Origin of the sequence: Lentzea xinjiangensis (assembly GCF_900110955.1) — a bacterium.
GTDB lineage: Bacteria > Actinomycetota > Actinomycetes > Mycobacteriales > Pseudonocardiaceae > Lentzea > Lentzea xinjiangensis.
The window spans coordinates 75,305-86,476 of record NZ_FOFR01000008.1; the positions used below are offsets into that span (position 1 = coordinate 75,305).

Below are 11,172 nucleotides of genomic sequence, written 5' to 3' on the forward strand. Positions count from 1 at the left end.
CGGCTCGGCTGCCGCTAGCGTCGAATCGGCCTGAATTCCTGCTCGAAGATGGGGCTCAACCGTGCAGTCACTCGTGGTGGGACTCGGCCGCGCCGGAGCGGGCCTGCACCTGCCGGTGCTCGCGAAAGCGCGGGCGCGCGACCCGCAGCTCTTCGGTGGGCAGGACGTCGTGGGGTGCGACCCGCGCCGGACGCCGCCGCAGCGGCCCGGCCTCGTCGCCACGACGAGCATCCGCGCGGCGGCGGGCGGGCTCGATCCCGCGAACACCGTGGTGCACGTCTGCACGCCGCCGACCGAGCGGCACGCGGTGATCACCGAGCTGGCCGAGCTCGGCTTCCGCAACATGGTCGTGGAGAAACCGCTCGCCTCCGACGCCGACGACCTCGCGCGGATCATCCGGGTGCGGCGCAAGCACCGGCTGCACATCGAGGTCGTCGAACCGTGGCTCACCAGCACGCTCACCAGAAAGCTGATCGAGCTGACGCACTCCGGGCCGTTCGGCGCGCCGAAGTCGATCACCATCGTGCAGAACAAGCCGCGGTTCCGCCGTTCGTTCGCGGCGCCGGGTCATCCGACGGCGTTCGACGTCGAGCTGCCGCACGGCGTCGCGCTCGCGTTGCGGCTGGCCGGTGCCGCGCGGGTCACCCACGCGGCGGGAGCGGACCTGGAGGTGGACGGGCAGTGCTGCCCCCGGATGGGCGGCGCGGACATCGGTCTGCGGCACAACTCCGGCGTGCGCACCGAGATCAGCTCCGACCTCACCAGCCCGGTGCGGGAGCGGCGGGTCACCATCGACTTCGCCGGCGGCAGCGCGGTCGGGCACTTCGCGGTGAGCGATGACGACGACCACTCGCAGCTCACCCTGCTGGCGAACGGCCGCCGGGAGCACCTGGTGCTCCGCGACGACTCGCTGACCGAGTGGATGATCCAGGCGTACCGCAGGTTCCGGGCGGGTGGCGAGCAGACGCGCGGGTTCAACTTCGCCGCCGAGGTCGTCCAGCTCTTGTCGGTGGCCAAGAACATCTGCGCGGAGCCGGTGGTGCCCGCGGCTCGCACGGAGACCGGCCCCGTGGCGGTGGCGCACCATGCCGGCTGACCCGGTGCTGGCGGGGATCACCGACGAGGCGGCGCACGACCTCGCCACCCAGGTCAGGGTGCTCACCGCGCTGGGCTGGCCCGCGATCGAGCTGCGCACGATCGACCGGCTGGCCGTCGCCGACCTCACCGACGACCGGTTCGCCGCCGCGGCGGCGGCCTTGGCGGACAGCGGGCTCCGGGTGGTCTGCCTGGACTCGCGGATCGGCAACTGGGCCCGTCCGATCACCGCGGACTTCGAGCAGGACCTCGCCGAGCTCGACGTGCTCGCGCGGCGGGCCCGGTCGGTCGGCGCCCGGTACCTCCGGATCATGTCGTACCCCAACGACGGCCTGAGCGGTGCCGAGTGGCGCGCCGGAGTGGTCACGCGGATCAGGGTGCTCGCCCGCAGGGCCGAAGCCGCCGGCGTGACGCTGCTGCACGAAAACTGCTCGGGCTGGGCGGGCGACAGCGCCGCGCGGATGCTCGAGCTGCTCGACGAGGTCGCGAGCCCGGCGCTGAAACTGCTGTTCGACACCGGCAACGGTGTCGTGCACGGGTATGACGGCTTCGACCTGCTGGGTGACATCGTCGGCCACGTCGAACACGTGCACGTCAAGGACGCGGACGCGCACGGGTTCACGATCCCCGGCGAGGGCGCCGCACGAGTGGCGGACTGCGTGAAGGCGTTGCGGGCGAACGGCTACCGCGGTGCCTGGTCCCTGGAACCGCACCTCGCCCTGCGACCGCACGAGCCGGGTGAGCTCGCCGGCGACGCGGTGACGTCGTTCATCGCGGCGGGCCGGGCGATGGCGGAACTCCTCCGGTGATCGGACCGGACCGAGACCTGCTGCTGCGCCTGCTCAGCCTGCCGACCGCGGGTCCGCTGGAGACGACGGCCGAAGTGCACCTGTGGGAGGCGATGGACGTGTTCGCCTCGGCGGCGGCCGGCGTCGGCTTCCGCGTCGCGCACCTCGCCGCACCCGAACCCGCGGTGCTCCGCCGGCCGGACGTGCCGTCGGTCCTGCACGACGTGGGGCCGGAGTTCCTCGCCTGCCAGCCGAGCCTGGTGCTCCGGCTCGGTCCCTCTGAGCCGGCCGTGATGTTCAACGTGCACCTCGACACCGTGGCGCCGTTCGAACCGGAGGGCTTCGACGGCACCAGGTTCCACGGACGCGGTGCGATCGACGCCAAGGGGCCCGCCGTGGCGGTGCTGGCCGGGATCCGGGCCGCGGTCGCCGCGGACCCCGCGGTCGGCCGCGACACCGGAGTGCTGATCCAGGCCGTGTCCGGCGAGGAAGGGGGTGCCATGGGCACGTTCGGCACCCGGCCCCTGGTCGAGGCGGGGTTCCACGGCGGGCTCAACATCTTCTGCGAGCCGACCGGGCTGCGGTACCTGCCGCGCTGCACCGCGGCCATGACGGCGAGCGTGCGGGTCGACGGCGACGACGCGATCGACGACGAGCCCCACCGGGGCCACAACGCCACGGTGCTGCTCGGGTTCCTCGCCCAGCACCTCGCGGCCGGGCTCGCGCCGCGCGGCCAGGTCTGCGTGGCCGGCCTGCACACCGGCCGGCTGCACAACCGCGTCTACGGCAGCGGCGAGCTGCTGGTCAACATGGCTTACGACGGCGCGGAGTCGGCACGGACCATGAGCGCCGCGATGGAGACCGGTCTGCGCACCGGCCTCGCCGAGTTCTCCGAACGCTTCCGCGACGTGCCCCTCTTCCACCGCACCGCCGCCGACGCCGCGGCGATCACGAGCCTGCGGTGGGCCAAGCGCGGCCTGCCCGCGCTGCCCGCTCAGGAGATCCCACTGCTGGACGCGATCGTGCCAGGGTGGCCCGCCGACCAACCGGCCTTCACCTGCGACGCGATCTGGCTGGCCGGGGTACCGGGCGCCCGGACGGCCGTGCTCGGGCCGGGTTCGCTCGGCGCCAACAACGCTCACGCCCGCGGCGAGTTCGCCGACGTCGCCGAGCTCGACCGGTTCAGCGGCATCGTGCGCGACATCGTCCTGCGGTTCACCAGGAATGGAGGAGCATGACGGTTCTGGTGCCTTATCGGACGTTGCTGTCCACGGTGGCCGAGGTGTTCGCCGGCAGGGGGATGCCCGCCGATCGGGCGGTGATCGCCGCCGAAGCGCTGTGCCACGGCGAACTGACCGGCATGACGTCACACGGCCTGGTCAACCTCACTCGGCTGTACCTCCCGTTGTTCGCCGACGGCCGCACGGATCCGTTGGCGGACATGGTGATCCAGACCGACCTGGGCGCGTGCGTGCTCGCCGACGCCCGGCGGGCGCTCGGGTTGTGGTCGGCCAGCGAAGCCATGGAGCTGGCCTGCGACAGGGCCTCGCGGTACGGCATCGCGATGGTGTCGGTGCGCGGCGCGACCCACATCGGCTGCGCGGGCCACCACGCCGCTCGGGCGGTGCCGCACGGCATGATCGGTCTGATCGCGTCGAACTGCGGTGGCCAGCGCATCGCCCGGCCACCCGGCGGCGCCGCCCCGATGCTCGGCACGAACCCGCTCGCGCTGGCCTGTCCCGCGGGCGGCGCGCACCCGTTCGTGCTGGACATGAGCACCACCGTCGTGCCGACCGGCCGGGTGCGCGCCGCGGCCCGCGTGGGCGAGCCGATCCCGCCGGGCTGGCTCGCCACCGCCGACGGCACGCCGGTGACCGATCCGGCGGCGTTCGACCGGGGCGACGCCCACCTGCTGTGGCTGGGCGGTGCTCCCGCGACCGGGGCCTACAAGGGCTACGGCCTGGGCCTGCTGGTCGAGGTGCTCGCCGCGCTGGTGCCCGGCGCCGCCCTCGGCGCGTTGTCCACCGACCCCGGCAGGGACGACGACATCGGCGTCCTGGCGGTCGCGATCGCGCCGGACCTGCTGCGCACGGGCTTCGCCGCCGACGCGGCGGCGCTCTTCGCCGCGGTGCGCGGCTGGCCCGCGCTCGACCCCGCGGCCCCGGTGTCGTACCCCGGCTGGCACGAGGGGGAACGGGCCGCGCGGTTGCGGGAGCACGGGGTGCCCGTGCCGCGCGCGTTGTTCGAGGAACTGCGGTCGGTGACGGGGGTGTGCGCATGATGCGGCTCGGCGTCATCGGCCTCGGCGTGATCTCCCGGTTCTACCTGGCCGCGCTGGAGAGGTCCCCCGACTTCACGCTCGCCGCCGTCTGCGACCGCGACCCGGCGGTGCTGACGGGTCACGGGGTACCTGCCCACCGCGACCACCGCGAGCTGCTCGCCGCCGGCGGGCTGGACGCGGTGGTCGTCACCGCGCCGAACGACGTGCACGCCACCGTGTGCCGCGACGTGCTCGACGCCGGACTGCCGGTGTGCGTGGAGAAGCCACTGGCCACCACGCTGGCCGACGGCCGTGATCTCGCCGACCTGGCCGCCCGGCGGCAGGTCGCGTTGTTCACCGCGTTCCACCGCCGCTACAACAGCAACGTGCTCGCGTTGCGCGACGAGATCGGCGACGCGGCGATCGAGTCGTTGACCGTGCGGTACCTCGAACGGATCGAGGAACACGTCGGCCGCGACCGCTGGTACCTCGACGCGGCGCGGTGCGGCGGCGGCTGCGTCGCGGACAACGGCCCGAACGCGCTCGACCTCGTCCGGCTCTTCCTCGGACCGGTGGCGCTGCGCGGCGTGCGGATCGACCGGGACGACGCCGGGGTCGACCGCCAGGCGGTGCTGGTGCTCGACCGCGCCACCGTGCAGCTCGACTGGTCGTTCTCCGGCGAGGTCAAGGACGTCGAGGTCCGGCTGGGCGACGGGTCGGTGCACCACGCGGACCTGCTGGCCGGCTACCCGGAGTTCAAGGAGTCGCTGCGGCACGAGTACGCGGGCGTGCTGCGCGAGTTCGCCGAGGCGGTGCGGCTCGGGGCGGCGTGGTCCGACGGCGGTCTGGCGGCGCTGTCCATCGTGGACGAGGCGTACCGGAGGGAAGCCCATGCGTGAGGACGGGCCGAAGCGGGAGATCACCGCCACGGTCGTGAAAGTGCTGGTGCACCAGCGCGACGACCGAGGCATGAGCCTGGAGCCGTTCGCCAGCCGGTGCGTGCGCGAAGGCGAGGTGCACGAGCTGGTCACGACCGACCACGACGACACCACGCCCGGCGCGCGGATCGACCGGGTCGGGTTCCTCGGGTTCGCCGAGATCGGCTGCGCAGGCGTGATCGACCGCGGGGACGAGGTGTGGATCGGCGGGGTCCGGGTGGGCACGGTGCTCGGGTTCGACGGGTGCCACTTCCCCAACCACTACAACATCCTCATCCACGTGCCGGAGCCGCGCACCGGGCCCGATCTCGGCCTGAAGCCCGAACTGGACGTGCGCTTCACCCAGTCGAGGTGACCACAGCCGGAACGGGCCCCAGGCTGATCCGCCTGGGGCCCGTTTCACCACTCGGTCACTTGCCGAGCAGCGGCACGTCCAGCTTGCCCATGTGGTAGTCGCGCACGGCGAACACGAGCTCGTCGACGGTCAGCTTGCCGTTGCCGTTGGCGTCGATCGTCCGGAACGCCTCGTCCGCGGCGGAAGACTCGACGCCGACGGCCTTCAGCCACTTGCCGAACTCCGCCGGGCTCACCTCACCGTCCCCGTCGGTGTCGCACATCCCCACGATCGCCGCGATCGTGGGACGCACGACCCGGTTGAACCCCGAGTCGCCGTCCTGGAAGATCTGCGCCTCGGCCACCTCGATGAACTGCTCCTCGGACATCGCGCCGTCCGGTCCGACACCCGCCTTGTTCGCCAGGTACTCGAACATGCTCGTGAACGAGTCGATCAGAGAACGAGCCTGGGGCGACGAGGGATCCTCGCCGAACGCGTCGATGATCCGGCGGGCTTCCGACTCGTAGTCGGACTTCTCGATCCGGCCGTTGTGGTTGACGTCCCACTTCGCGAAACGCTTCTTGAGCCGGTCGTTCTTGGCCGTGGAGGTCGTTGCGGCGGTCATTCGGGCACACTCCTTGTCGCGTGAGTTCAGATGAGCTGATGTCCGCCTGCCGGGCCTCACCCCGGCAGGCACCCCTGTGACGGGCGCGCTTACAGGCGCACGACCTCCTCTCCGGGAACTCGGCCCGTCACGTCGAAGAGCAGCCGGGCGGTCCTCGCCACCCGGCCGAGGTCGTAGTCGCGGTGCGCGACGAGCAGCACGACGGCGTCCGCCGTCCGCAGACCCGTGTCGAGGTCCGGCACGGGCGGCCCGAGCTCGGGCACCGCACCGGCCACCGGGTCGTGGTAGGTCACGATCGCGCCGAGCGCGCGCAGGCGCAGGGCGATCCGCACCGCGGCGGACTCGCGGGTGTCCGGCACGTCCGCCTTGTAGGTGAGGCCGAGCAGCAGCACGGTCGTCCCCCGCAGGGCTCTGCCGCATTCCGCGAGCATCCGCCTGACGCGTTCGACCACGTACGAAGGCATCTGGTCGTCCACTCGCCGTGCCGCGTGCACGACACCGAGCCGGGTGCCCGCACGATCGGCCTTGTCCAGCAGGTACCGGGGGTCGACCGGGATGCAGTGCCCGCCGGCGCCGGGACCGGGCACGAACGGCGCGAACCCGAACGGCTTGGACGCCGCGCAGTGCAGCACGTCCCACACGTCGACGCCGATGTTGTCGCAGAACACGGCGATCTCGTTCACCAGCGCTATGTTCACGTACCGGTAGGTGTTCTCCAGCAGCTTGGCCATCTCCGCCTCACGGGTGCCGCGTGCCACCACGACCGTGTCGACGAACCGCCCGTAGAACGCGGCGCAGTGCTTGGCGCACAACGGGGTGTAACCGCTGACGACCTTCGGGGTGTTGCGCAGGCCGAACCTCGGGTTGCCGGGGTCGATCCGCTCGGGCGAGCAGGCGAGCGGGAAGTCCTCGCCCGCGATCAGCCCGTTCCGCTCCAGGATCGGCCGGACGACCTCGTCGGTCGTCCCCGGGTAGCTGGTCGACTCCAGCACCACCAGGGTGCCGGGCCGCAGGTGTCCGGCGATGGTCGTGGCCGCGGCCCGCACGGCGGACAGGTCCGGCCCACCCCCGGCGTCGAGTCCGGTCGGCACGCAGATCGTGATCGTCTCGGCCTCGCTCAGCACCGCCGGATCGGAGGTGGCGGTGAAACCCCTGGCCTTCATGTCCCGCAACTGGGCTGCCGAGACGTCGAGCACGTGCGAGCGGCCGTCGGCCACCGCGCTCACCACCTCAGGCGAGGTGTCGTACCCGACCACCGACAACCCGGCGGCGACGGCTTCGGCGGCGAGCGGCAGTCCGACGTAGCCGACGCCGACCACGACAAGATCGACAGACACGCGTGTCCTTTCCCGACTTGTCACATGAGGGTCAGTCCTTGACGGAGAACGCACCGCTGCCGGCGGCGACGTGCGAGCCGTGCTCCTTCCCGACGACCAGCCCGGGCCCCAGGCAGAGCGGGTCGCCGTGCACGATGACGTCGCTGTCGGTCAGGTTGACGAGCACGTGGGCGTCCGGTGCGAGTTTGTTGCAGCCGCTGGGGTTCTCGAAGATCTCGATCGGCGTGGCCTCGGTCGAGAACACCGCCACCCGGCCGGTCGCAGCCAGTGCGCCGGCGGTCGTCGTGGTCGTCGTGGCGAGGAAGGTGGTAGTGGCGAGCGTGGCGATTGTTGTTGTGACAAGGCGTTTCATCGAAGCCTCCACATCCGGGATATCGCTCTCCGCACGCTAACAGTCACTCACCGCTATCAGTGGGTTTGTTCCCGAACATCACGCGTCCAGGTTGCGGTCGGGCGGGAGGGAGCATGCGGTTGAAGGTCTTCGGTGCGCCTCTGCGTGTTCGTCCACCCAGGACGTTCCCGTGAACGGGTGACACTCGCGTCAACAAGCTGCTCGCGGTGGCACGCGGGGTGGTCTGCGGAGCGAGGTGGTCCGTCGGCGGCGAAGTGGCCGAGGGGTGGCACATGGGGTGGTTGCGGTGGCCAGGTGACCAAGGTCCGCGGTGACACCCGTGCCACCGTGCCGCCCCCGGCGACACACGGCCGCCAACGAGACGGCCGAAATCCGCAGCGGTGTTCGACCGTGGGATCCTCACCTCCACGATCCGCCGATCCCGGAGGTCCACCGTGAGTGCCGGCACGTACGGAGACGCCACCTACCGCTTCCTGGTCCCCCACGCGCCGCACCACAAGCGCACCGACCGCGACCTGTTCCCCGCCCTCGGCTCCGCGCGCGCCGCCACGCTGAACGTGTTCCGCGCCCGGCCGGGCGTCCAGCGCCCCCGGCTGATCTCGTCGTGGGCGGGTTCGATCGACAGCTTGTTGCTGTCGTTCCCCTCCTACGGGGTGCACTCGCCCGAGCTCACGGCCGGCTACCGCTCGGTGATCAACTCGATGCGCGCGGGAACGCGGTTCGTCGTCGTGCACCACGAGAGCGATCGGCAAGCCGTCGCGGAGTGGTTCCGGGCGGCCGGTCATCCCGAGGGCAACGTGGCGCACGTGCCGATGCCCGACTACGTCGACTTCACCGACTGGGCCGAGGACGCCTACCTGGCGCTCGTCGACGCCGACGACACCGAGGACAGCCACACGTACTTGCTGGAGCCGTGGTCGTTCCCGCGCTCGGGTGACTCGTTGATCGCGGACAGCGTCGAGGAGTTCACCTCGGTGCGGGCGAGCCAGGCCCCGCTCGTCTTCCAAGGCGGCAACTGCCTCGTCGGCGACGACTTCTGGCTGCTCGGCACCGACTACTTCCTCGACACGCTCGACCTCATCCGCACCGGCGAGCTGCCGGTCAGCGTGCCGGAGGGCCGCACCGAGGTCGAGTTCGCCCGCGAGCTCTTCGGCCGGCACGTCGACAGCACCCGCGAGCTGCACCTCGTCGGCACGAAACGCCCGCTGGGCCTCAAGAGGTACTACGCGACGGTGGACGGCGGCGAGTACTTCCTCGACCTGCCCGGTGGCGGCACGGGTGACCTCCAGCCGATCTTCCACATCGACATGTTCGTGACACTGGCCGGTCCGGCCGACGACGGCAGGTTCCGCGTGCTCGTGGGCAGCCCGGCGCTCGCCGACAGCGCGCTGGGCACGAAGTCGCCATTCGCCCTGCAGGCCGCCTACGACGAGATCGCGGCCGACCTCGAACAGCGCGGGTTCGCCGTCGGGCGCAACCCGCTCGTGCACCGGCCGGAGATCACCCAGCGGCTCCCGTTCTCCGCGCTGCGCGACTTCGCCGGCACCCCGGACGGCGCCGAGCTGCGCGAGGTCGTGGCCGAGCTCGCGGCGGCGGGGGCGCAGCAGGACACCTCGGTCCAGGTGCGGTCGTGGCACCACATCACCTGGAACAACTGCTTGGTGGAGAACAGCTCCCGGGGCAAGCGCGTCTACCTGCCCACGTTCGGGCACGGGGAGCACGCCGACCTCGCGGTGGTCGACGACGAGATGGACCGGCTGTGGACGGGGCTCGGGTTCTCCGTGGTCCGGCTCGCCGACTTCAACGCCTTCGCGAGCCGGCTCGGCGTCGTCCACTGCATCAAGAAGTACCTGTCGCGCGGCGAGTGAAGCACGCGAAACACCGCACCGCTCACCACGTTCACCTCGACGAATGAGCTTCGACATTTGGCCCCTCGCCCGGCCGATCAGGAGCTGGCTAATGTCGGTTTCGCGCCTGATAAGTCGCAAAGCCCTTCGGAAAACGAGGTGGAAATACAGTGCGTGCTTTTTCGACCGTTCTTCTGGCCGCGGCGGCGCTGGTCGCGACCGCCCTGCCCGCGGCGGCGACCCCGCCGGTGGAGGCGGCGGTCGCCGTCGCGGTGCAGGCCAAGCTGGAGGCCCGTGGTGTCGCGGTCACCGTGCCGATGCGGGTGATGTGCCAGAACGGCGCGTCCGGGTCGCTGTGGGTGCAGGTCACGCAGAACGTGCGCGGCGAGCTCGCTACGGGTGACAAGTACATCGCGAGCGTGCCGTGCACCGGCGAATTCCACAAGGTCGACGTCACCGTGGTGTCGCGCACGAAAGCGTTCCGCCAGGGCGTCGCATTCGCCTCGGCGTCGCTGAACGTCTACCTCCCGCCGAACAATTCGAGCGTTGTCGAAGAACAGCGGGAAATGACGCTCGTCAGGTAGACCGCTTGACCGCGGTGGACGCGCGGACCACGAGCTCCGGCTGGAACTTCACGTGCCGGTGCTCGTGGTCCTGCTCGTGCTCCGCCAGCAGCAGCCGGGTCGCGGTCCGGCCGAGCTGCTCGCGAGGCTGGCGCACCGACGTGAGCGGAACGGCTGCGGCCGCGGCGAACTCGATGTCGTCGTAGCCCACCACCGCGAGGTCGTCCGGCACCCGAAGCCCCTGCTGGGTCATCGACTGCAGCAGCCCCAGCGCGAGCAGGTCGTTGGCGCAGAACGCCGCCGTCGGGCGCCGCGAGGACGGCAGGCCCACCAGCCGCTCCCCCGCGCCCCGGCCCTCGGCCACCTGCAGGCCCCTCGTCTCCAGGAACGTGAGCGCGTCCGCGGGCAGTCCCGCGTTCGTCAGCGCCCGGACTGCCCCCTCGCGGCGATCGCGCACCTGCTGGATCGACAACGGGCCGCCGACCATCGCGATGCGCGTGTGGCCGTTCTCGATCAGGTGGGTCACCGCCAGCTCGCCGCCGAGCACGTCGTCCACCGCGACGGAGCAGCGCGTGCCGTCCGCCGTCTCGCGGTCGACCAGCACCACGGGCGTGCCGCGATCGGCGAACCCCGCGCTCTCCGTGTCGACCGGGGTGATCAGGATGCCCTCGACGCGCTGTTCGTGCAGCAGTTCCAGGTAGTCGCGTTCACGGCTGCCGTCGGAGGCGCTGTTGCACAGGAAGAGGGAGAACCCCGCCTCCCTCGCCGCGTCCTCGACCCCGCGGGCCACGTCGGTGAAGAACGGGTTCGCCGCGTCGAGCACGACGTAGGCGATCACCCGGCTGCGGCCCGCCCTGAGCTGCCGCGCGGACTCGTTGCGCACGAAGCCGAGTTCCTCGATCGCGGCGAGCACCCGCTGGCGCGTGGCGGGCGCGACGACGTCCGGCCGGTTCAGCACGTTCGAGACGGTCGCGTTCGACACGCCGGCGTGCTGTGCGACGTCGCGGATGCCCACTGACGGCTTCACGAGCGG

Annotated in this window: 12 protein-coding genes; 8 read left to right on the forward strand and 4 right to left on the reverse strand. The window is 71.6% G+C overall.

Annotated features, from left to right (window positions below):
* Positions 1–61 precede the first annotated feature (61 nt).
* From BMW88_RS18865 to BMW88_RS18890, 6 genes are read left to right on the forward strand one after another with little or no spacing between them, the layout of a single operon-like run.
* Positions 62–1,096, forward strand: a complete 1,035-nt coding sequence (locus tag BMW88_RS18865; protein ID WP_089952338.1) for a Gfo/Idh/MocA family oxidoreductase — start codon at positions 62–64, stop codon at positions 1,094–1,096.
* Positions 1,086–1,904 carry a sugar phosphate isomerase/epimerase family protein gene (locus tag BMW88_RS18870; RefSeq protein WP_089952340.1) on the forward strand — a complete coding sequence of 273 codons (819 nt, stop codon included), beginning with the start codon at positions 1,086–1,088 and terminating at the stop codon, positions 1,902–1,904. Before BMW88_RS18865 ends, BMW88_RS18870 begins: the two co-directional genes overlap by 11 nt.
* Entirely contained in the window at positions 1,901–3,121 is a 1,221-nt protein-coding gene (locus BMW88_RS18875; protein WP_177221186.1) for a M20/M25/M40 family metallo-hydrolase, read from the forward strand. Before BMW88_RS18870 ends, BMW88_RS18875 begins: the two co-directional genes overlap by 4 nt.
* Entirely contained in the window at positions 3,118–4,164 is a 1,047-nt protein-coding gene (locus BMW88_RS18880; RefSeq protein ID WP_089952342.1) for an Ldh family oxidoreductase, read from the forward strand. Before BMW88_RS18875 ends, BMW88_RS18880 begins: the two co-directional genes overlap by 4 nt.
* Complete coding sequence (locus BMW88_RS18885; RefSeq protein WP_089952686.1) at positions 4,161–5,042, forward strand: Gfo/Idh/MocA family protein; 882 nt, start codon at positions 4,161–4,163, stop codon at positions 5,040–5,042. Before BMW88_RS18880 ends, BMW88_RS18885 begins: the two co-directional genes overlap by 4 nt.
* Complete coding sequence (locus BMW88_RS18890; protein WP_089952344.1) at positions 5,035–5,436, forward strand: DUF6917 domain-containing protein; 402 nt, start codon at positions 5,035–5,037, stop codon at positions 5,434–5,436. The genes BMW88_RS18885 and BMW88_RS18890 overlap by 8 nt, the downstream gene beginning before the upstream one ends.
* 55 nt (positions 5,437–5,491) lie before the next feature.
* On the opposite strand, the gene BMW88_RS18895 is transcribed toward BMW88_RS18890, so the two are convergent.
* The 3 genes from BMW88_RS18895 to BMW88_RS18905 form a co-directional block, all read right to left on the reverse strand.
* Positions 5,492–6,040 (reverse strand): EF-hand domain-containing protein, encoded by a 549-nt coding sequence (locus tag BMW88_RS18895; protein ID WP_089952346.1) that lies wholly within the window; start codon positions 6,038–6,040, stop codon positions 5,492–5,494.
* A gap of 89 nt (positions 6,041–6,129) precedes the next feature.
* Positions 6,130–7,377, reverse strand: coding sequence for a nucleotide sugar dehydrogenase (locus tag BMW88_RS18900; protein ID WP_089952348.1), 1,248 nt, complete (start codon positions 7,375–7,377; stop codon positions 6,130–6,132).
* Between the two features lie 31 nt (positions 7,378–7,408).
* Positions 7,409–7,729, reverse strand: coding sequence for a hypothetical protein (locus BMW88_RS18905; RefSeq protein ID WP_245777905.1), 321 nt, complete (start codon positions 7,727–7,729; stop codon positions 7,409–7,411).
* Positions 7,730–8,163: 434 nt separating this feature from the next.
* On the opposite strand from BMW88_RS18905, the gene BMW88_RS18910 reads away from it, so the two are divergent.
* Together BMW88_RS18910 and BMW88_RS18915 are read left to right on the forward strand one after the other, a co-directional pair.
* Complete coding sequence (locus BMW88_RS18910) at positions 8,164–9,597, forward strand: hypothetical protein (RefSeq protein WP_143116143.1); 1,434 nt, start codon at positions 8,164–8,166, stop codon at positions 9,595–9,597.
* A gap of 149 nt (positions 9,598–9,746) precedes the next feature.
* On the forward strand, positions 9,747–10,160 hold the full coding sequence (locus tag BMW88_RS18915) for a hypothetical protein (RefSeq protein WP_089952352.1): 414 nt from the start codon (positions 9,747–9,749) through the stop codon (positions 10,158–10,160).
* On the opposite strand, the gene BMW88_RS18920 is transcribed toward BMW88_RS18915, so the two are convergent.
* Positions 10,153–11,166 (reverse strand): LacI family DNA-binding transcriptional regulator, encoded by a 1,014-nt coding sequence (locus BMW88_RS18920; protein ID WP_245777906.1) that lies wholly within the window; start codon positions 11,164–11,166, stop codon positions 10,153–10,155. The two genes, BMW88_RS18915 and BMW88_RS18920, sit on opposite strands and share 8 nt — an antisense overlap.
* Between the last annotated feature and the right edge of the window lie 6 nt (positions 11,167–11,172).